21 protein-coding genes and 4 pseudogenes are annotated in these 20,822 nt (G+C 46.2%); 13 read left to right on the plus strand and 12 right to left on the minus strand.

Going from position 1 to position 20,822, the window contains the following annotated elements; genetic code table 11:
* Positions 1-65 precede the first annotated feature (65 nt).
* Entirely contained in the window at positions 66-554 is a 489-nt protein-coding gene (locus H6F74_RS03875) for a DUF6335 family protein (protein WP_199300808.1), read from the minus strand.
* A 672-nt stretch (positions 555-1,226) separates the two neighbouring features.
* On the opposite strand from H6F74_RS03875, the gene H6F74_RS03880 reads away from it, so the two are divergent.
* On the plus strand, positions 1,227-2,234 hold the full coding sequence (locus tag H6F74_RS03880) for an SDR family oxidoreductase (protein WP_190436589.1): 1,008 nt from the start codon (positions 1,227-1,229) through the stop codon (positions 2,232-2,234).
* 103 nt (positions 2,235-2,337) lie between these two features.
* Entirely contained in the window at positions 2,338-2,499 is a 162-nt protein-coding gene (locus H6F74_RS03885) for a hypothetical protein (protein ID WP_190436592.1), read from the plus strand.
* Positions 2,500-2,575: 76 nt separating this feature from the next.
* Here the strand turns inward: H6F74_RS03885 and H6F74_RS03890 are convergent, their stop codons facing one another.
* Entirely contained in the window at positions 2,576-4,288 is a 1,713-nt protein-coding gene (locus H6F74_RS03890) for an NAD(P)H-quinone oxidoreductase subunit 4 (protein ID WP_190436595.1), read from the minus strand.
* Between the two features lie 355 nt (positions 4,289-4,643).
* Between H6F74_RS03890 and H6F74_RS03895 the strand changes: the two are divergent.
* Together H6F74_RS03895 and H6F74_RS03900 are read left to right on the plus strand one after the other, a co-directional pair.
* Positions 4,644-4,992 (plus strand): annotated as a pseudogene (locus tag H6F74_RS03895) (DUF6883 domain-containing protein).
* Positions 4,989-5,300, plus strand: coding sequence for a DUF4926 domain-containing protein (locus H6F74_RS03900; protein ID WP_190436599.1), 312 nt, complete (start codon positions 4,989-4,991; stop codon positions 5,298-5,300). The pseudogene H6F74_RS03895 and the gene H6F74_RS03900 overlap by 4 nt, the downstream one beginning before the upstream one ends.
* Before the next feature lie 235 nt (positions 5,301-5,535).
* Here the strand turns inward: H6F74_RS03900 and H6F74_RS03905 are convergent, their stop codons facing one another.
* Entirely contained in the window at positions 5,536-6,237 is a 702-nt protein-coding gene (locus tag H6F74_RS03905; RefSeq protein WP_190436602.1) for a DJ-1/PfpI family protein, read from the minus strand.
* Between the two features lie 94 nt (positions 6,238-6,331).
* On the opposite strand from H6F74_RS03905, the gene H6F74_RS03910 reads away from it, so the two are divergent.
* Positions 6,332-7,048, plus strand: a complete 717-nt coding sequence (locus H6F74_RS03910; protein ID WP_190436605.1) for a LuxR C-terminal-related transcriptional regulator — start codon at positions 6,332-6,334, stop codon at positions 7,046-7,048.
* Positions 7,049-7,097: 49 nt separating this feature from the next.
* Positions 7,098-7,178 (plus strand): annotated as a pseudogene (locus H6F74_RS30860) (type II toxin-antitoxin system HicB family antitoxin); the annotation flags it as partial.
* Positions 7,179-7,190: 12 nt separating this feature from the next.
* On the opposite strand, the pseudogene H6F74_RS03915 reads toward H6F74_RS30860, so the two are convergent.
* Together H6F74_RS03915 and H6F74_RS03920 are read right to left on the minus strand one after the other, a co-directional pair.
* A pseudogene (locus H6F74_RS03915) lies at positions 7,191-7,328 on the minus strand (EamA family transporter); the annotation flags it as partial.
* Between the two features lie 64 nt (positions 7,329-7,392).
* A complete protein-coding gene (locus H6F74_RS03920; RefSeq protein WP_190436607.1) occupies positions 7,393-7,848 on the minus strand; it encodes a DMT family transporter in 456 nt (151 codons plus the stop codon).
* Between the two features lie 116 nt (positions 7,849-7,964).
* Between H6F74_RS03920 and H6F74_RS03925 the strand changes: the two genes are divergently transcribed.
* Complete coding sequence (locus tag H6F74_RS03925; protein ID WP_190436610.1) at positions 7,965-8,456, plus strand: MarR family transcriptional regulator; 492 nt, start codon at positions 7,965-7,967, stop codon at positions 8,454-8,456.
* A gap of 144 nt (positions 8,457-8,600) precedes the next feature.
* On the opposite strand, the gene H6F74_RS03930 is transcribed toward H6F74_RS03925, so the two are convergent.
* Positions 8,601-8,771 carry a hypothetical protein gene (locus H6F74_RS03930; protein ID WP_190436612.1) on the minus strand — a complete coding sequence of 57 codons (171 nt, stop codon included), beginning with the start codon at positions 8,769-8,771 and terminating at the stop codon, positions 8,601-8,603.
* A gap of 13 nt (positions 8,772-8,784) precedes the next feature.
* Between H6F74_RS03930 and H6F74_RS03935 the strand changes: the two genes are divergently transcribed.
* Positions 8,785-9,750 (plus strand): hypothetical protein, encoded by a 966-nt coding sequence (locus tag H6F74_RS03935; RefSeq protein WP_190436615.1) that lies wholly within the window; start codon positions 8,785-8,787, stop codon positions 9,748-9,750.
* A 311-nt stretch (positions 9,751-10,061) separates the two neighbouring features.
* On the opposite strand, the gene H6F74_RS29155 is transcribed toward H6F74_RS03935, so the two are convergent.
* The 4 genes from H6F74_RS29155 to H6F74_RS03950 form a co-directional block, all read right to left on the minus strand.
* Positions 10,062-10,271, minus strand: a complete 210-nt coding sequence (locus tag H6F74_RS29155; RefSeq protein WP_199300810.1) for a hypothetical protein — start codon at positions 10,269-10,271, stop codon at positions 10,062-10,064.
* 39 nt (positions 10,272-10,310) lie between these two features.
* On the minus strand, positions 10,311-10,598 hold the full coding sequence (locus H6F74_RS29160; RefSeq protein WP_199300811.1) for a hypothetical protein: 288 nt from the start codon (positions 10,596-10,598) through the stop codon (positions 10,311-10,313).
* A 124-nt stretch (positions 10,599-10,722) separates the two neighbouring features.
* Positions 10,723-11,679, minus strand: a complete 957-nt coding sequence (locus tag H6F74_RS03945) for an SDR family oxidoreductase (RefSeq protein ID WP_242021780.1) — start codon at positions 11,677-11,679, stop codon at positions 10,723-10,725.
* A gap of 139 nt (positions 11,680-11,818) precedes the next feature.
* Positions 11,819-12,661 carry an AraC family transcriptional regulator gene (locus H6F74_RS03950; protein WP_190436618.1) on the minus strand — a complete coding sequence of 281 codons (843 nt, stop codon included), beginning with the start codon at positions 12,659-12,661 and terminating at the stop codon, positions 11,819-11,821.
* Positions 12,662-12,996: 335 nt separating this feature from the next.
* Between H6F74_RS03950 and H6F74_RS03955 the strand changes: the two genes are divergently transcribed.
* The 3 genes from H6F74_RS03955 (at position 12,997) to H6F74_RS03965 (ending at position 16,700) form a co-directional block, all read left to right on the plus strand.
* Positions 12,997-14,577, plus strand: coding sequence for a DUF4419 domain-containing protein (locus H6F74_RS03955; RefSeq protein WP_190436620.1), 1,581 nt, complete (start codon positions 12,997-12,999; stop codon positions 14,575-14,577).
* Positions 14,578-14,715: 138 nt separating this feature from the next.
* On the plus strand, positions 14,716-15,336 hold the full coding sequence (locus H6F74_RS03960; RefSeq protein ID WP_347269472.1) for a Uma2 family endonuclease: 621 nt from the start codon (positions 14,716-14,718) through the stop codon (positions 15,334-15,336).
* A gap of 383 nt (positions 15,337-15,719) precedes the next feature.
* Positions 15,720-16,700: a hypothetical protein gene (locus H6F74_RS03965; RefSeq protein ID WP_190436624.1), complete on the plus strand. Its 981-nt coding sequence runs from the start codon at positions 15,720-15,722 to the stop codon at positions 16,698-16,700.
* Between the two features lie 64 nt (positions 16,701-16,764).
* On the opposite strand, the gene H6F74_RS03970 is transcribed toward H6F74_RS03965, so the two are convergent.
* Entirely contained in the window at positions 16,765-16,947 is a 183-nt protein-coding gene (locus tag H6F74_RS03970) for a hypothetical protein (protein WP_190436627.1), read from the minus strand.
* A gap of 212 nt (positions 16,948-17,159) precedes the next feature.
* On the opposite strand from H6F74_RS03970, the gene H6F74_RS03975 reads away from it, so the two are divergent.
* A complete protein-coding gene (locus H6F74_RS03975) occupies positions 17,160-18,494 on the plus strand; it encodes a cytochrome P450 (protein ID WP_190436631.1) in 1,335 nt (444 codons plus the stop codon).
* Between the two features lie 709 nt (positions 18,495-19,203).
* Positions 19,204-20,490: a DEAD/DEAH box helicase gene (locus H6F74_RS03980; protein ID WP_190436634.1), complete on the plus strand. Its 1,287-nt coding sequence runs from the start codon at positions 19,204-19,206 to the stop codon at positions 20,488-20,490.
* Positions 20,491-20,716: 226 nt separating this feature from the next.
* Here the strand turns inward: H6F74_RS03980 and H6F74_RS03985 are convergent.
* A pseudogene (locus H6F74_RS03985) lies at positions 20,717-20,822 on the minus strand (IS1 family transposase); the annotation flags it as partial.

The raw sequence follows: 20,822 nt of genomic DNA on the forward strand, positions 1-20,822 counted from the left end.
TCGCATCTTTGACCAAGCAATCGGTTTGAATCGCACAGAAAATGCGATCGCGCTCCACCGAATACTCAATGCTCTGGATAATCTTCCGCAGACATGGGGTCTAACTCCCATCGACCAGCGTCGCGTGACTCCAAAATCTCGTTTGTCTGAAGAGATACGCCGTCGTCATAATCAAGCCCAACAGCAACTCCGAGTTCGTCAACAACATTCTGATCGGGAGTAGCAACAGTTCCCCCTACGGCTTCGTCACCAACCGCTTCAGCCTGATCCCAACGAGCATCAATATCACCGCCGGTTAGTTCTGGGCCAGCCGAGGTATACTGCTCCATGCGATCGCGCATGGTTCGTCCACCGATTTCCAGCCCCGGCTCTACAGCAACGCCCGTTCCATAGGATTCAGTAATTTCCTGGGGTAAATCTGAAATAATTGGTTCGCCAGTATCTTCTACGGGTATATCTGAAACCAAATCAGTATCTTCGATGGGTACATCTGAAAGATTGCCTTGATCCCTTATCTTGGTTTCCTTGTCTGCTTTGCTAGTCTTATCAGCCATAATGCTTCTTGTGAATCCTGCGAATGCCTATAAATGCAACATATCTAAAGATGAGATTCCCTAGAATCCACAAATAGGATGAAAATTTATTAGTTCCCTAAATAAAAAACTCAATTTCTAGCGTCAGCTAAAGTTCTTTATATCTACGAACACTTACTAGCGTAATAATAAACCCTGCTTTGGGTAGAAATTGGCTGAAACCATAGTAATTATTCTCTTTAAAAGCGCACAAATTGGCTTGAATAGTTATAAATAGATTCAGCAAGCGATCGCGGCTTCAAATATACCCCTTTTTACTGATGAGGAATAAGGCAAAATCCTAATTTTTGATTTTTACAATATCTAGGGTGCTTTTAGTCATGCTTAAGTACAACGTTTATTTCGCTATCGCTTAGTATGATGTAATTATTGAAAAGTTGATTTTGTAGATTGCAATTAGACCAAATGTTCTAGAAAAAGTTTACCTTTAGAGGATGTTTGAAAAGTGCTTTTTCAAACGCTATGGGTTAGAGATCCCCCTAAACCCCCCTTAAAAAGGGGGACTTTGAAGATTTCCCCCCCTTTTTAAGGGAGGCTAGGGGGGATCTCCAAGATTTCAGCGTCACATAGATAATTCAAACATCCTCTTAGAGGTGAATTTTTTTGGCATAAAAACTTTAAGGAGTAGCATTAATGCAACTAAAACCAATAAATCAGCAGGTTGTTGCCGTCGTTGGGGCGAGTAGCGGCATTGGGCGCGAGACAGCCCTTCAGTTTGCTCGTCGTGGGGCAAAGTTAGTTGTCTCGGCTCGTAGTGAGTCGAAGCTAGCGTCCTTGGTGGACGAGATTCGTATCTCTGGTGGTGAAGCAACGGCTGTGGTAGCGGATGTGTCGGTATTCGAGCAGGTCAAAGCGATTGCAGACCGTACCGTAGAGGTTTATGGGCGGCTCGATACGTGGGTACACCTCCCTGCTGTCGGCATCTTTGCCACCTTCGACAACACCACACCAGAAGAGTTTAAGCGCGTCATTGATGTTAGCTTGATGGGGCAGGTATACGGTGCGATGGCGGCGCTACCCCATCTCAAGCGAGAGAGACAGGGGGCGCTAATCCACATCTCTTCAATGGAGGGCTTGCGAAGTCTCCCTTACCAAAGTGCATACTCCGCAGCAAAGCATGGGATCGAGGGATTCCTTGAAGCGATGCGCGTCGAGCTGCAACATGAGGGCATCCCCATCAGCGTGACGAGTGTGAAACCAGCGGTCATCAATACACCCTTCTGGAACAATGGTCTTACCAAGCTAGGCGTGAAGCCGTCAGGGATACCCCCTTACTACGACCCCAGGCTGGTGGCTGACGCGATCCTCTACGTCGCCGAAAATCCAACTCGTGACTTCTTGGTTGGGGATGCAGCTAGAGCGCTAGATGCGCTACAGCGGCTATCGCCGGAACTGGTGGATTCTTTGTTGCTGCTCGTTGGTTTCCAAGCCCAACGCACCAACGAGCCGAAGTCCCCAGACGATCGGAACAACCTTTATGAGCCTGTTCCCGGCGATACTAGAGTTGATGGAGATTTTAGCAATCTGGTGATACCGAGCGTTTCTGACTGGCTGGCTAAAAATCCCGCTCTCCAGTTGGGCGCGATCGCTAGTACCGCTGCGTTAGCATTCCTGGCAACACAAGTCTTCAAAGAAGAGTAAATTTAGGACGTATACCTGGATTTTTGGGTTTTTATCTGACTCAATAATCCAGCCTCTGTCAAAGTAATAATCAGCTTTATAGCTATTTACCCAGAGGGGGCGCGTGTCGCCTCTCTGGGTTTCTGCCAATAAAATTCAAGGATTTAACGTTTCTGGGAAATGTCAGCGATCGCTCAAAGAATCTTCCCCAATTGAATCAGTCTTTGTGGCACTCCCACAGCTAAAAGCGATCGCATTTGAGCCGAGAAGCGCACCCAAAAAATAACTTTGGTAGCTGATAAGCCTTTCAGTTAAGCAAAACGTCCCTACAATCGGCTACCAAAGGATTACTCAGGCGGCGCTTATCTTGGATAACGCTCCACCATTCCCAAAACGGGCGTTACTTCCGATTCCACCTTAGAAACCAAAAATCCTTCCGTATATATCTGGGGATTCACTTCTGCGATTTGGGTATAAGATTGGCGAACCTGAGCATTAACTGCAACAGTTTTTACGTCGTACATTTGCATAGCCATCTTGGGGTATACGCCAAAACCGATAATCAGCACTAGAAAGCAGGCAGCGATAAACACTTCACGAGGTCTAGCATCGGTAAATTCTGCATCTATAGGCAAGGTACAGTTTGTACCAAAGCAAACTGGCTCCTGATTTCCCTGACTCTGCAAATCTGGATCAGTAATGTCGCAGGTAGGTGCAATGTCGCAGGTAGGTACTTCACCAGAATTGTAAAATACCTGTCGCAGCATCGAAAGTAGATAAATTGGAGTCAGGATGACACCCACAGCGGCTAGAAAAACTGTCACGGTGCGGAAAGTTGAGCTGTAGATATCGCTAGTCGTCACACCGACGAAAACCGCAAGTTCGCTAGCAAAGCCACTCATCCCCGGCAGAGCCAACGATGCCATCACACCCATTGTAAACAGGGCAAACACAGTCGGCATTGCCTGAGCAATCCCGCCCATTTCTTTCATCGACATCGTGTGAGTGCGATCGTAAGTCACCCCGGCTAAAAAGAATAGTAATGATGCAATTAAACCGTGAGAAATCATTTGCAGCATTGCGCCGTTGATTCCCAAGTCAGTAAACGACGCAATCCCCAACAGGACAAATCCCATGTGAGAAACCGACGAATACGCGAGGCGACGCTTCATATTCGTCTGGGCAAAGGAGTTAAATGCACCGTAGATAATATTGACAACGCCCAGAATCGCTAAAACAGGTGCAAAGTAAACGTGTGCATCAGAAAGAAGTCCTAAATTGAGGCGAATCAACCCATATCCGCCCATCTTCAGCAGTACGCCCGCTAGTACCATCGATACGGGAGAAGATGCCTCGCCGTGTGCATCCGGTAGCCACGTGTGCAGAGGGAAAACAGCTAGTTTGACACCAAAGGCAACTAGCAATCCTGCATAAAGCAGCAGTTCTAAAGTAAGGGGATAATCCTTTAAGCCGAGTTCGACCATATCGAAGGTCAGATTGTCGCCGTAGAAGGCCATTCCCAGACCAGCAACCAAAATAAAAATAGAAGCGGCGGCGGTATATAGTAAGAACTTCATCGCAGCGTACTGACGCTTCTGACCACCCCAAATCGAAACGAGTAGGTAGACGGGAATTAGTTCTACTTCCCACATAATGAACAGCAGCAGCACGTCTTGGGCGACGAATACCCCTACCTGTGCGGAATACAGCACCAGCATCAGGAAATAGAAGAGGTGGGGTTTGAGATTGACTTGCCACGCCGCAAATATTGAGAGTGTGGTCACTAATCCTGCCAGAAGCACAAGCGGGGCTGAAACTCCATCAATCGAAACTGCCCAGTTCAAGCCTAACTGAGGCAGCCAGGTATATTTCTCTACGAGTTGAAAAGTAGCGCTGGTTGGATCGTAATGCTTCCAAAAGACGTAGCACATCAATACAAAGTCTGCGATCCCTACTCCCAGTGCATACCAGCGCACGCGCTTACCGTCTTTATCAGGCAGAAAAGGGATAAGCAGTGCAGCAACGAGTGGGAGCAGGATAATCGCGCTAAGCCAGGGAAATTGATCCGCTATCATGGCACTAGGAAAAAATACTTATTTGTGTATGTGATTATCTTATTAAACTTTGTAAACACTTATTCATAAATATTTCTTGTGGATCACTATAGATGGATCTATAGGTAGTTGAGCCACTTCAGCGTCTGGTATGGGCTGGCAGCAGAAGAGAATGCGATCGCTTTTGCTGGAGGATAGGCGCGATAGCGAAGCGCCGACCTGTCGGTTCGCTCTTTTCTCGTAGAGTCTAACTGGGAAGATGCGATCGCCTATTTACCTTTGGATACGCAAATCTGTGGTTTTGTCAACTGAATCGGTGTTTCTCTCTGTTCGGTGCAAGTCTATGACCTTTAGTTAGAATCTAAGGTAAACAAGGATGAAGCTAGGAGATATTGTTAAGCAGCCTTGTCATCGACCCCCGCAAGTTGAGGGAATACGCGCTTAATCCTGACAACCCTATAGGCGGCGACAAAGCGGTAATGTTTCAGCGCCATTTAGGTTTTACCAAAGATAATTATGAGCCTCTGCTAGAACAAATTTCGGCAAAAGTGCTTGAGGCTGAAGCAATTTTAGGACAAACTGACGAACATGGGCAACGTTATCGAATTGATTTAGAGATTATTGGCACCGAAGGACAGCAAGAAATTGTGCGTACAGGTTGGATAGTAGAACTAGGTAGTGATGCAGCGAGATTGGTAACGCTTTTTGTGCGGAGGCGAAGATGATTGAACCAGAATTATTTGATGTGATCGAATTGCTGGTTAATCTACCTGAGTATAATTTTGAGACGGGAGTGCGAGGAGCAATTGTAGATTGTTATCCTGATGGTAAATATGAGGTAGAGTTTACTAACGAAGAAGGGGAAACAGAGGTTCTTTGTCCACTATCATCTAATCAATTTATTGTAGTTTGGAAAGCTAAAACCGAGAGTTGGCTATCAGTATCAGAACAGATTGTAGCTGCAATCGGGAATTTGTCTGAGGAACGTAAGCGAGAAGTTTTAGATTTTACTCGTGCTTTGTATAAAAAGTAATTATTTTGAGAATGCGATCGCCTGTTTTGGCTGGAATAAGAAAGAGCGATCGCCTGCGCCCCATTTTAAATACATAAATAGCTGCTTTTGTCAAGCACGTTGTAGTTTCTCCCCGCTAAAATGACGCGATCGCATTTTGGCAGGATGAGGAAAAGCGATCGCTCTATGGGACAATGCCTTTGGCAAACAGTGCTACTTTACAGGAACGATCGTATGTGCAATGAAGAATAAAAAGCTACTGATTGATACCTAAGCGCTCAGCCGCTTGCTTCGTTCCTGCAAAGGATGCTTCGATAAGTTGCCCCCCAAATGTCTTCACCTGATTAACCAAAGCAGCACCCGCTTTCTCCGGTGAACCTACATTAAATGGTGGCGCTGGGTTGTACTCTAGCAGCAACTCAATCATCTTCGCAGTTTCCTCACCGCAGAGCAGCCCCGCCAGCACCAGCCCAAAATCAATGCCAGCCGTCGCACCGCCTCCAGTAATGCGGTTGCGGTCAATCACTACCCTTTGAGTGCCTACCTCAACTCCTAGCATTGCTAGCTGGTCACGAAATGCCCAGTGACAAGCAGCCCGATAGCCCGATAGCAGACCAGCCCCTGCAAGTACCAGAGAACCAGTACAGACTGAGGTAATAAACTTTGCCGTTTTGCCCTGCTTTTGGAGAAATTCAAGCATTTGGGGATCGTTCATCATTGTTATCTGCCCAGGTCCACCCGCTACGCACAGAACGTCCAAGGATGGACAATCATCAAAGGTGGTAGTGGGCAAAATTTTCATGCCCTCGTTGCTTTCCACAGGTTCCAGTGTCTTCCAGAGCAGATGAATCTGCCGATTCGGTAGGAAGTGAAAAACCTGGAGTGGCCCTGTGATATCAATGTGGGTCATGTCGGGAAAAATCACTAGACCAATGGTGTGCTGTGGTTGATTCGTCATTTTTCAATCTCTAATAAGTCTGGCAATAAAAGTTATGGTAGGGATGGTTTCTCAGTACAGCTAGTCCTCAAGTGGGTACACTTTTGATAGCGCGATGACCCAGCCTCTTCATGCTCTGTTTCAGGGAATTGCTTCTGCTCGTGACGAGCGTGAACTCCGGTTACGCTTTATGGACACGGTGGGAGAGGCTTTTGATGCCCAACGTTGGGGCATTTATCTTTTGGATAATCAGTTTCGTCTGGCTGGAGTTGATGTTCGCGGCGTGTCTGATGTCTTTGTAGAGCGATACGAACAGGTAGGACGGTCAGTTGATCCGGTGATGCGCTATGTAGTCGAACACCACGCGCCCGCCCACGAGCAGCTAATGTTAACCGCAGAAGGCTGGAAGCAAAGTGAACTATATCAGTCTTGTTGTTCGCGTTATGACCACGAACACATTATGACGGGGCCAATTGTGGGAGGTGGTTGTCTAGTCGGAACCGTTCACTTTGCCCGTGTCAGTGGCACACCTGCTTTTGATGCTGAAGATATTGCCAATTTGAGTGCTGTGTGCGCTCATTTATCTGCTTCTTTGGCGATGCTTAGGACACAGCCAACCCGATTTAACTCTTTGTTGGCAAATCGCCTGACGCAGCGGGAAGTGCAAATTGCGCTGCTAGTTGCACAGGGACTCACTAATGCTGAAATTGGCGCAGAACTTTGGATTACGCAAAATTCTGTCAAGCAAGCTTTAAAACGGATGTTCCGTAAACTTGATGTTTCGTCTCGGACGGAAATGGTAGCGCAGCTTCAAGGTGTTCTGGGTTCATAGGGCGGATTCAAAGAAGCGATAAGCCTACGGCATGGCTTCGCTTACCGCGTTTCATTTGGATGGGTTGCGAGAAGAAGGTTTACCTATTCCCGAACCAACTACTCTGTGTGAATATGTGGAAGCTGGTTGAGAGAGCGATCGCTAGCGATCGCAAGATAGCCACCAATAGCGGATGGTTCGGTGGCAATAGTTCAGTCGCGACAACATAAGTCGTTCCCCAGATCATCGGCGCTAGAGCCGTTAGCAGAATATCAGACAGGCAAACAGTCCCTGTCTTCATGGTTTTTATTTTTTGGTCAAGTTTTTGTTTCTGGTTATGGTTGGTGTTCCTAGGGTTGAGTCACTTACCGCTTTGCAAAACCAACTAACGAAACCCCCAAAACCACAAGTACTACACCTGCAATCCGTTCCGGGCTGATTGGAACCTTGTTAAGCCCGATTGCCCCATAATTATCTAGAAACAGTGCTGCCATCATCTGACCAGCAATTGTCAGCGCAAGCGCAAGCGCGGCTCCGATCTTCGGTGTTGCGAAGATAGTTGACCAAACATACAACGTCCCCAAACACCCACCAATCCACATCCACCAAGAGGTTTGAGCAAGCGCAGTCGCAGCGGGAAGAGGATATCGTGCAACAAAGCAGATCGCGAGCGATGCTAACGTCCCCGCAAGATATGAAACGAACGTAACCTGCATGGGTTCACCCATATAACGCCGCAATAGCGTGTTAAGAGCAACTTGAACAGGTAAAATAGCGCCGCCAGCAAGTGCCGCTAGAAGGTAAATCGTCCGTTCATTCATATTGAACTTCCTCAACTTTTTTATCTTGATATCAAGAAACTTAATATCAAGATTGTAGCGATTATTTTGATGTCAAGATATTTAGTGTCAAGGAACTTAGATGGGTGAGCTGCACGATGGAGTCTGATCCAGTCGATAAGATTTTGGCGCAGTGGCAACGGGAGCGCTCTGACTTAGATGTGTCGCCTATGGGCATTATTGGAAGGATAGGGCGACTTTCCAAACATTTAGAACGATCGATTCAAGAGACAGTTTCAGACTTTAGCTTGAATAGTGGAGAATTCGATGTGTTGGCTACATTACTCCGCTCTGGTCAGCCGTACCAGCTTTCGCCGACTGAGCTATTCAACACCTTGATGATTTCATCCGGTACGATGACGCATCGGATTGATCGCTTAGAGCAAGCTGACCTTGTGAAGCGCATTCCTGATCCAAGCGATCGCCGAGGCACGCTAGTTCAGTTGACCGATAAAGGTTTCAATGTGATTGAAAAAGCTATTGAGGCTCATGTTGCCAATGGGCATCGTCTCCTGACCGTTTTAGAGAAAACGGAACGTGAAGTTCTTGCTCAATTACTGCGTAAGCTTTTAATTTCGTTTGAGGAGTAGCGGTCGAGTCTAATTCAAGCCTGAATGAAGTTGTTGTGATAGCCGTAAAAACGTAGCATAACAACGCTGGTGCAGTGGACTGACCGAAGCCGCTTGTGCTGTCGCAAAGGTGCTAGCAGCCGCTGACTAGGAACGTTGGGTAGCCTAACGGCTTTTCGGTATTACAACGGTGAGTTGGTTCTGGACGCTTTCTAAAGAGAGGGACGTGTCAATCTGCTGCTGTAACTGCTGTTCGGGCGATCGCATTTTGGGAGGATGAGGAAAAGCGATCGCGCTTGGCGCACACGTCGCGATCGCATCCATCAACCCTTGCAAGAGAACCTCAAATATGAGTCCTGATGACCAAACTGGCCCTTTAAGCACGAATTCTGATGAACAAGATTTCGGCTTCAACGAAGATGCAGAGGATGATTTTATTGAAGTAGAGGCTTTTGGTCATCGTTTCCTTACCTTGCGGGGGAATGGCGAAGACCTCATTACTTTAGAACGAGAAGGCGCAATTTATAGCCATCTTTGGGATGAAGCGTCACAAACATTTAGGTATTATCGTATTCGCTTCCTTCCCTCAGAAATATTTCAATATGTCGAGGCGCATGTTGCACAGCAACAGTTTTATAAGGCACAAGCCGATGGTGCTAGTTTTTCTGAAGCAGTTCAAGCAATTCAAAATCCAAAAATCCGACAACGAGTAGTTTCCTATGGAAATTACGGTCGTGATGTTGAATATATACGGGGTTGTATCGCCAGTTTCTGTCCACCAGAGATTGAAGAACTTGCTTGCGGAGGGCGGCCCGATCGCTATGAGTTGCTGCCAAACCTTAATCAAATTGATAAAAGCAGCCTTCTAATCAAGATCATAGATAATTTTCGTGTTGTTGCTCGGTTGCTTGCAAAACGAGGGCATGCTCGTTCCCCATTCGTTGTGGACAACGAATACGATGTGCAGGATCTTTTATTTGCTTGTGTTCGCTCTATATTTGATGATGCACGAACTGAAGAATGGACACCAAAACATGCTGGTACATCAAAGCGAGTGGATATTGTTATCCCTTCAGCGGACACTTTGATTGAAACTAAATTTGTACGGTCAAGTTCTCATGCTAAGACTGTGATAGACGAGATAAAAATTGATATTGAGAGCTATCACAACCATACCCACTGCAAAACTCTACTTGTTCTAATTTATGATCCAAAAGTGTTGATTATTGATCCAACAGCTTTAGAAAATGACTTGTCTGGTCGTCGAACTAAGGCTAGATCGACATTCAATGTTCAGGTTATGGTTCGACGCTAGTTGTAAAGCCACCTAACGCTCCGTTGAAGCGGTAGTCGAAAGCTCCTTGTGTTCAACTAAATTTCGTTGGCCCCGCTCAACTGGACTGTTAAGTAATAAGAATACTTTGATCGGATAGCTGTGTGATGGGCGACCAGCCTCACTATTACTATTAGAGATAGTTGCTGAAGCGGAATAGCCCTAAACTAAAGTTTGAGGCTCAAAGCTAAAACCCGTTGAAACGGGTTAAAACCTCACCCAGTAAGCTTTAGCTTACTTAAGCTTTGAACCGGAAATTTATTTCCAGGCTCCTTGCCTCAGTGCCATTCCTATTAAGCCAGTCGTTCTGGAAGCGGTTTGAGCGGATAAACTTTCCAGAAGAAGGCATCTGCTGCGTGTTGGTCGCCGGGAAAATTCACAGCTTCGACAATGCGATCGCCTTCAATTTTGAACAACAATGCCCAAAGCTGATCGATATTGTCCCGTTCCATGTTGCTCCAGCCTCGATGAACATCGACAACATAGGAGTCATTACCGCCCAAAAATAAGACCTCAGCCCGAAATTTGGCTTTAGCCAGCTGCTAGAAGAAAGCTAAAACTTCATCTACACCTCGCTTGGTTCCAGCTAGTGGGTGATGTCCAGGAATTGTCCAGGCAATATTCGGAGCAAAAATTTGCCGCACGGTTCCTAAGTCACCTTTGCCGTATGCCTCGTAGTAACTTTTAATAATTGCAACATTGGGATGTTCAGTAGAGCTAGTTTCTGCTGAAGCTTTCTGCCCTAATAGATTCTGACTGCCTAAAAGAAACGAAAAACCTGCAACTGCACTTAAATTCAAAAACTCTTTTCGAGTTTGTTGATTAGCCATATAATAACCAAAGTCGGTGTGTGAAAATTAACGAACCGTTCCAGGCAAGAGAGGACGCAGAGAAAGAGAAAGCAGAGAATTTGATGAATTAGGATTGCTATAGAAATGATTTTACCAACTGCAACTACTTGGTGAGGTAGCCACCGGTTACGTCAATGTCAGTACCAATAATGCAGGTGGGGTCAGCGGAGGAGAGCCACAAAACGGTTTTTGCAATCTCTTCTGGAGCCACTAGCCGCTTGAGCGGGTATTCGTTGGCAATTTGTTCTTCGGAAAGCTTCCAGGCAGCCATTGCCCTTCGCAGCATTGGTGTATCCACTGCGCCAGGCGAGATGGAATTAATGCGAATATTTTTGTCTGCATACTCCAAGGCTGCAACTTTAGTTAAAGATGCGATCGCGTGTTTGCTGGCACTGTAGGGCGCGATGGTGGCAAAGCCAACATGACTGGAAACGGAAGCATTGTTGATAATTGCACCACTCCCCTGCTTGAGCATAACGGGAAGTTCATATTTCATAGATAAGAAAGTACCTGTTGCATTGGTCGTCATCACATTCATCCAGTCTTCTAACGACTGTTCGGCAACAGTATTCGGAGAACTCTCAACTCCAGCATTATTGAAAGCAATGTCAATCCGACCATATTTCTGAACGCAAGTATCGATAAATGCTTTAATTTCCTCTTCCTTGCAGACATCTACTTTCTGATAGCTTGCTTTACCACCTTGAGCGTTAATTTCTTGGGCAACCTTCTCCCCAAGTGCTTCCCGGCGACCGCAAAAGTGAACAACGGCCCCTTCCTTGGCAAACGCCCGTGCGGTTGCTTCCCCAATCCCTGATGTAGCACCAGTAATTAGAACGACTTTGCCTGCAAATCTTCCCTCTGGTTTAGCGGAAACTTGCTGTGCAACAGCAGACTGTGGCGTATTTGCATCAACCCGTCCGCCAACCGTCATGGCAGCAACACCTGCCAAGCCTGCGCCACCGTAAAGCATCATGCGACGGCGACTGACCCCTGCAATTTTCTCACGGCGAGGGGTTTTGACATCACTAGAGGCGTTGTGTTCAAAATCGTTTGTCATTTTTGCTTTCCCTAGCTTTGCTTCAAGTCTGCAATTGGCTCTTGTATTATCCAAAGCTTAGAAAAGATAAAATGTACATTCACGACCGATTCTTGCTGTCGTTTATGCTAATCTTGCTTTTCTGCGTGTTGCAATAGCATTAAAGACTATCCCGATAGCCTTTCGGTGTTGTGCCTGTGGCTTTACGAAATTGGGCAGTAAAGTGGCTCTGATTAGAGAAACCAACCCGATATGCCACTTCAGCAACGGGAAGACGGGTGACAGATAGCAACATTTTTGCTCGTTCCATCCGCCGATGAGTAATGTAGCGATGCGGCGGTTGACCTGTGGCAGTTTTAAAGGCACGAGCAAAGTGAAAGGGACTTATATGCACAACACTAGCCAAGTCTGCAATGCTCAAATTTTCAGCCAGATGTTCTTCAATAAAATCTTTGACTAGGCTCAACCTGGGGGTGTCAAGCGCTCCATCTTGCAGAGCTGGCGAAATCCGTGTCCCGCTATAATTTCGTAGAAGATGAACCACTAATAGGTTGGTCAGGGACTCAGTATAAAGTTTCCCAGCTAAGCCGCCGTTGAGCATTTCGGACTTGAACAACTGCGCCAAATGCAGGATAGTTGGGTCTGCAAACATGACGCGATAATCGATTTCGACATTGCTAGACAAATCACTTTCTACTGCTACTCGACTCAGCAAGTTTGGGTCTAGCATCATGTGAACGCACTCACTCGGTCGCTGTGAATGTAACCAAACAAATTCGCACGATGAGTAGAGGAAAACACTTCCGGGATGCAGCGATGTTGTTTGGCTTGAACCTCCATCAACACACCAAGTCACGCGCTCGTGGGGAGCAAAGGCGACACCGACAAGGTGTTTGGGCATCGTCTTATCGTTTTCACCAGGTGGTGTCAGGGAATACTCGACTGTGATGCTATCCCATTCGGCTTTGAGGCTAGACCCTACTTCAGGTTTGAATCCGGGCATGATTTTTACCTCTGCTGATAGGCTGAGAGCAGTGATTCCTGTCAGGAACGCCGTAGCGAAGGCGAGGTGAAAGCGAGCGGATAGGGTTTACTTTTGCTACGAAGCAGTATCCTCAATTCAAAGTCAGCGTGTCAAGAGGTGCTTCTTTGGCTAACAGAGGAAAGTTCGTGTTTTAACCTTATACATGAACGATAGGCGATCGCGCTATCTGACCTTGACTCCAGAGAGAAAGATGCGATTATTTCTTGGATTCGTAGAGTATATTCTTGAAATATGCCAATTATCTTGTAAATTCGCTTATACTCCATCCTATTTGCTCATTCTCAGAAATTTTTATGGAAACCGTAGCCTCAATTTTGCATACATCGGAGGGAGAAATTAGTTTTCTCGTTGATGATGTCCAGGTATGTCAAGATATCCTTCCTGTTAACAAGGCTTGGAGGAAATTTGAGGAGCGATTAGGTTTCTCATTATTAGCATTCAGCCACAATAACTCATTTGAAGTCATTCAGGAATCAGGGAATCATCCCCTAGTCACTGCTGTTCATATTGCCCACAGCGAACATCGACCACTGTTGCTGACTCCAGATGCAATTTGGCTGACGATTGCCCAAGGATTTGCACAACACATCAACAATCATGCAGAAAAGTTGCGATCGCGTTTTGTGGGTCATTCAGGCAAGCTGGAGTTAAAGGTAGAAGCTCAAAAACTCGCTCAACCGAGTGACTGGGCTGAAGTGATTGACAAATGGTCAGAACGCATTCGTGACAATGTTAAGCCCGATATTCACTCACTCATGGTGTGTAACTTCAGCACCACTACATCCATCATTCAAACCGCAAGTCAGGTGGTGATGATGGAGGCATTCCAGCAGTATTTTGATTATATGCTCTATGCCATTTGCGGCATTCCTGGGATTACAGTGCGCGGAACAGAAGCCGACTGGCGCAGTATCCGAGGACGGGTTGAAGCGATCGCTGCTTACGATCTGGGTTGGTGGACAGAACGGCTGTTGCCAATTTGTGATGCTTTGATTGACACCGTTGCTGGTAGACCGACCCTGAAATTTTGGCAGCAGATATATAAACCAAAGGAGATATACGGTGGAGAGGTGATTACAGGATGGTTAGCCGATTTATTTCCCTACGTTAATCACTCCGTCACCCATGCGCCTACACAAAAGAATCCGATTCTAGATATCCCTCGTGCAGAACTCACCGTCGAGGACGGAATCTCACCAACAAGATTACCCACTGGACTCTCCCAAGCATCGATCGCACTCGTTACCCCTAAAGGAAAAGCTGATTTAGAAGTGGTTGCAGGCTTTATTGGAGTTCGGCAACAAGATGGCTATCTCCAACCAGAAATCGGCTGGGCAGTACGGAAGCAAGATCGATTTCTCAAGATGCTAACCATCCTAGAGCAAAATCCTAGTATGCGATCGCCGATTAATTGGTCAAAGCCTCAAGGCCAATCTGAAATGCCAAAGGAACTGATTCAACTCCACAGCCATTTCGACGGTGGCACAATTGTTGTTCAAAGCGAATATCCTTGGCACATTCGGGCATTAGAGGACTATACTTATCACGAGTTGAAAGGTACTGACAAACAGTTCACTGGTTTCATGGATATTGAAGGCGATCGCTGCATTGCCTATAGCTATATATGCCGTCCTAGAAGGAGTCAAGAAGATAGAAATCGCTCTTGGGAATGGTGGGTCATTGTAGGCAAACCCGTTTGGGAAGGAACCGATCCAATTTTTGGACGAGAAGTTTGGACATTCACAACCGAAGACGTAAAGGTAATTGCCAACGGAATTCCGCAACTGTTTGAACGGATCGCAAAAGCTAAGGGACAATACTACTTTGACGATCCCGACTTCCAACCAGATGATTCATTGTCGGCATCCAGATAGTTTTGGCATCCGATTCAATGGCATAACTTACTCTGATAGGTGCGATCGCGCATTCACCTAAGCAGCCCCATTCTCCGCGTACAAAGGTAATTTCATAGTGCTACCATCACCAGTAAATGCGCTCAACCCACTTACCCTGTGTCCACATCCATACCATCTGATACACTGAATACCCAAACCCTCGCGGCAGTACCAACAGAACCCGTGTGGCGTTTGAGTGTTGAGCAGTATCACCAGATGATTCGTCTTGGCATCCTGAGCGACGACGATCCGGTAGAGCTGCTGGATGGATGGTTGGTCTACAAAATGCCGAAAAATCCGCCTCATCGTGCGACTACCAAACTCACTCGAAATGCCTTAGAAGCCGTCATTCCTGAAGGCTGGTACGTCGATACTCAAGAACCTATCACCCTAGCAGATAGTGAGCCAGAGCCAGATGTGGTGGTCGTTCGGGGAAATACCCGCGATTATCTCGATCGTCATCCCGGTGCCTCTGAAATCGCTCTGATTATTGAAGTTGCCGACTCTACCCTAGAGCGCGATCGCACTTCAAAACAGCGTCTCTACGCTCGTGCTGGGATTCCGATTTACTGGATTATCAACCTCCCAGAAAAGCAGATTGAGGTCTACACCGAGCCTATTGTGGCTGAGGAATCCATCTATCAGCGTCGTCAAGATTATCAACTGTCTGATGAAGTGCCTGTTGCGATCGCAGGGCAAATTATCAGCCGTTTATCTGTGCTGGAGTTGCTTCCTTAAGCCTTAGTTGGGTTTAAATATGGTCGCCTGCGTAGGCTGTACTGAACGTTTGTGAACCTCGCCATTTTTTGTGGCGTTGCATGGCTTAGGATGACGAGTTTCGCTCCTCAAACCATCCCACAGGTAATGGCGATCGCATTCCCAATAAGGTCATTATCCACAATTATTCGCACTCTTAGAAGCGATCACCCTTCCTAAATGGCTAACACAGGGAAAACAGTCGTTGACATTAGGGTATCAATATCACTAAGGATATGCTGGGGTTCATGCTTCAGCCTAACCTACGGTCTTATGCGTTTCTGAAGACTATAGTCATTCTTAAATGAGTATCGTTATAATTATGTGTAGTACAAATTTACTAATTAGTATTTGAGTATTTCTTAATGGCACTTGACAAAAATAGATTCCTTCAAAACATCAAACAAATTTTAGAAAAGCGCAGTGGCTCCATGTGTTCAAATCCATATTGCCAAGCACATACTAGCGGGCCACACTCAGATGATGAAAAGTCAGTAAATATCGGTGAAGCTGCACATATTAGGGGAGCTAATCCAGGCTCAGCCAGATATCGTTTAGATATGACTCCAGCAGAGAGGAGCAATATTACTAACGGTATTTGGTTATGTCGCAAGTGTGCGAAGTTGATAGATTCAGATGATAAAAAATATACAGTCGAGTTATTATATGACTGGAAAAGGAATCATGAGTCTCAGGTAGAGCGCAAGCTGAATGGTACTGGATGGCAAAGAGAAATAATTGATTTAAATCTAAAACCTTTTGAAAATGAGAGTGCTGCATCCAGACAGATAGCTATCGATAAGCCAGAATTTTGGGAATATTTACTAACAGTTGAATTGCTTAGAGCCAAGATAAGTTCAATTAAAAAAGATTTTTACGATTTGAAAAGAGGATTAATATATCGTCCTTCTGTAATTCAGGATGAAATACATTTCATAACATGGTTTAGGCAAAAACTGCACGATTTACAAGCCCTGATCAAGCTGTTTATGGTTGCATCTACAGAAGACCTTCTCGCTTCGTGGGGTAAACATGGAGAACCAGGGGATGCTTTAGAAATTAAGCGTGCCGTAGATAAGATAGCTTTTGGATGCCATAGTTTATTGGATTGGGAAATAGATGTTCATTTCACTATCTTTCCTGAACAGTTGGAATCTATAAAAGAAAAAATGGAGGGATGGACAGAGCATTTTCTTCTTGAAATCGATCGCATTCCACGGGAAATATCACAGGTGTTTGACAATCCAAAGCCTGAAGGAACAATTACAATTAATTTAATTTTTGAACCACCTAAAAATATTCAAAGAGTTGCAGCCGAAGTTGAGCAAGCCTATCTAAAAACTTAAACTGAATTTGAGATAAAGGTATGTGTGAGTTAGCAGAGTGGGCAGTACCCACCACAACCTCTGATTAGTCACTCTGTGATCGCTGCCAAAACTTCACTTTACAACTATTGCCAAGATGAGCAGTCCTTAGCTTGACTATATCGATATTTTGTGTATCTGTAGAGGAAGTTGGCTGGTAGAAGAGGGGTTGCAGGTGCGAACTGACTTTTTCTGCGCTAACGCGATCGCGCACAGGTGTAAGTGTCATTTTATTTGGGACAAATTTGTTTTGGCTAAAATTTAGATAGACGCTGTTTAAAAAAAGTAGCGTTCGCCCTAACAGTCAATGTTCCATCAGGTAAGGCTTGAAAGTTGCTCTTAACAGCTCAAACTCAACACAAACCGAGATGGTAGCTACCTTTCGGTATGAGCAGCTATAAAACCATTTGATTATCCAAAGCATTTTTAACCGAGTTGTTTATGCCCGCAGTACATTTACCACCTGGCCCTAAAGCTCATTTCCTTGTGGGTCATCTTCCAGAAATTAATCGAGATCCACTTAAGTTCTTCAGCCAATGTGCTAGAGAGTATGGTGATCTTGTTCGCTGGCAGTTTGGCCCATTTCCAGCTTTTTTAGCGAACCACCCCGACTTGATCGAGCAAGTGTTGGTCACTCAATACCCCAACTTTGTTAAAAGTAGCGTATATCGACGCGGATTGCGTGTTGTAGGCAACGGCTTACTGACCAGTGAAGGCGACTTTTGGCAGCGTCAGCGTCGTCTGGTTCAACCAGCTTTTCATCAGGAACGAATTGTCGCCTATGGGAAGGTAATGGTTGACTATACTGAGCAATTAATTGACCAATGGCGCGATGGGGAAATCCGCGATATTCATCAAGATATGATGTTGCTGACCGAAGAAATTGTGTCAAAAACACTGTTTGATGTTGATATTAAAGATGAAGCGGAAGGGGTACAGGCGGCGCTAAATGCAGTGATGGATTTTAATGCCAGTCTTGCTAATCAATATTTCCTTCCTGGTTGGATGCCCACTCCTAGTAACTTGCGATACCAACGAGCAATTGAACAATTAGATGCGATTGTCTATCCCATTATTAACGAGCGACGAGCTAGCGGTAAGGACACAGGCGATTTACTTTCCCTATTGCTTCAAGTGCGGGATGAATCTGATGGAACTGGGATGAGCGATCGCCAAGTGCGAGATGAGGCAATGACTCTATTTTTGGCGGGTCACGAAACGACTGCTAACGCTATGACATGGACATGGTTTCTACTTGCACAGCACCCAGAAGTAGAAGCGAAATTGCAAGAAGAATTGAAGACGGTGTTGGGCGATCGCGCACCCACGGTTGCCGATTTACGTCAGTTGCCTTACACAGAGCGAGTTGTGTTGGAATCAATGCGACTGTATCCGCCAGTATGGGGAATGAGCCGACGTGCCGTAGAAGACTGCGTTCTGGGGGGGTATGAGGTAAAAGGGGGAACAACTGTGTTTATCAATCAGTGGGCGATGCACCGAGATCCTCGCTTCTTTGAAAATCCCGAAGTTTTTCACCCGGATCGTTGGGCAGATAATTTCATTAAGAAGTTGCCCACCTTTGCCTATTTTCCCTTTGGTGGCGGGTCGCGAATCTGCATTGGCAAGGCTTTTGCCATGATGGAGGCAAGTTTACTGCTGGCAGCGATCGCGCAAAAGTTTCGCCTGACGCTACAACCAGAGTATCCGGTGGTGGTGCAACCCTCGTTAACGCTCCGCCCAAAACATGGGATGAAGATGTTGGTGACTCAGCGATAAGCGATCGCTTCTTAGGCTATTAACTCTTTCTTTCTATCGAGCGCTTTCTCTCCCTAGGCGGATTAGGCAAATCCTAACTCTTCACTACAATCCCAGTACATTGAACCGTAGAAAGCATCAGAAATTAAATCAAGGTTAAAAAATAAAATGAGAATTTTCTTTTGGGTAAGTTTGTCTTTTGTCGCTGTTGGCGCGATCGCGCTTCTTCTTCAACCCATTATTGATGTTCATTAATTTGGGTTTGCTTCTCAACAAAAAAAACAGTCGATAGTTCACTTTAGCCCTTTCAATGTAAAGGCTAAAATTTATCTATTGTTCTGTCTCAAAGCCTTACCTTAATAAGTTTGGTTTTGTTAATTGCTATTGCTTACCTAATTCTGAGAGAAGGCTCCCGCCATACTGTCCACAGGAAAGCTAATCTGGGACTCTAGGTTAGCGGCGGGAGCCTGTCAAGCGACTATATCAAAACACTTCCAAGGCAGGTGAAAACCAGCAATTAACTTTCATCCCCGGATTAAAATCACGGGGTTTTCAGCATTTTTCTGATATTTTTGATAGAATGAATTTCTGCCAGTACATTCCGGTCTGTTGCTGGCGCATTGGAAAAAAGCTGATTAAAGCCATCCAACTGAACTACAAATTTCCTGCTCTTAGACTGGCCCCAGGCACTTGATTTGGGATAGGGGCATTACTAGGAGCGATCGCATTCATGACATTTGATAACCTCGGTCTTTCGACAGACCTGCTTCGTGCTGTTGCTGACTCTGGCTACACTGAACCAACCCCCATTCAGCAGCAAGCAATTCCCGCAATCCTGAAAGGACAAGACATTTTCGCCAGCGCCCAAACTGGAACAGGCAAGACTGCTGGCTTTACCCTGCCTTTACTGCAACTCCTGGGTACCACCAACACCAAGCAGGTGCATCGCAGGACTCGCGCCCTGATTCTCACACCTACTCGCGAACTGGCAGATCAGGTAAAAGATAGCGTCAAAACTTATGGCAAATACCTGTCGCTGAGAGCGGCAGCAATTTATGGCGGCGTGGGAATTAAGCCACAAGTTCAAACCCTGCATCGGGGAGTTGATATTGTAGTGGCTACACCCGGTCGGTTGCTTGACCACATTGGCCAAAAGACTGTGGATCTCTCGCAGATAGAGATACTGGTGCTGGATGAATGCGATCGCATGTTAGACATGGGCTTCATCCGTGACATCCGCAAAATTTTGGCAATTCTCCCCCCATCCCGCCAAACGCTGATGTTTTCTGCCACCTTCTCTAAACCGATTCAGCAGCTTGCCAGCGGCTTGTTAAAATCTCCAACCCAGATCGAAGTTGCTCCCCGTAATACCGCCGCACAGCAGGTAGAACAAGTGGTGCATCCGGTCGATCGCGATCGCAAGCGAGAACTGCTTTCTCATATGATCGGGTTCCACAATTGGAAACAGGTGCTAGTCTTCACCCGCACGAAACACGGAGCCAACCGTCTAGCGGAGCAACTTGCTCAAGATGGGCTGAAAAGCACTGCAATTCATGGCAACAAAAGTCAGGCAGCCCGGACTCGTGCGCTGCAAGACTTTAAGCAAGGGAAAGTGCGGGTATTAGTCGCCACCGACGTAGCATCACGCGGTCTAGATATCGATCAGCTGCCCCACGTAGTCAACTTTGAACTGCCCAATGTACCAGAAGACTATGTGCATCGCATTGGTCGCACAGGTCGCGCTGGCAATGAAGGACGAGCGATTTCCCTCGTCAGCGAAGATGAATATCCATTCCTCAAAGACATCGAACGATTGCTCAATAAACCCCTTGTCAAAACTGTGGTTCCAGGCTACGAGCCAAGCGCCCCAGCCAAGATGGTGATAGACCAGCCGAAGGGTCAGCGCACGAACCAAGGTCGCAGTAACCGAGCCAAGCCCCAGGCACCATCCGCACCCACCCGCAGCAAAAAGCCTGCCTCACCAAGTCGCGCTGGCAAAAGGCTGCACACTGCTTAAACTTCTGGCGATTGCCGCCTAGTTAAGGCGAGATACCCGACTTCTTTAAGGATACCGCTGGCGAATAGGGGGTATAACCCCCTGTTCAACTCTTCTGATTGTATAAGAGCGGACTTTTAGCACTCGCTTGAGTAACCAGCTTCTGAGTCTGCCCCGCACTCGCGCCATGAGAATAGAGACCGTTGGGAACATGAAGTCTACCCGGTCAATTCAGATTTAGGTAGTGCTAAACAGGTAAGGATGCATTGTAGTGGTGAACGAAGTACCAAATTGCCCCGATATGGTTCTCCAACTTCTAAGAATTCGATAACGTCTTCCTCACTAAACGCGAT

This window comes from Trichocoleus sp. FACHB-90, assembly GCF_014695505.1.
Taxonomy (GTDB): domain Bacteria; phylum Cyanobacteriota; class Cyanobacteriia; order Cyanobacteriales; family FACHB-T130; genus Funiculus; species Funiculus sociatus.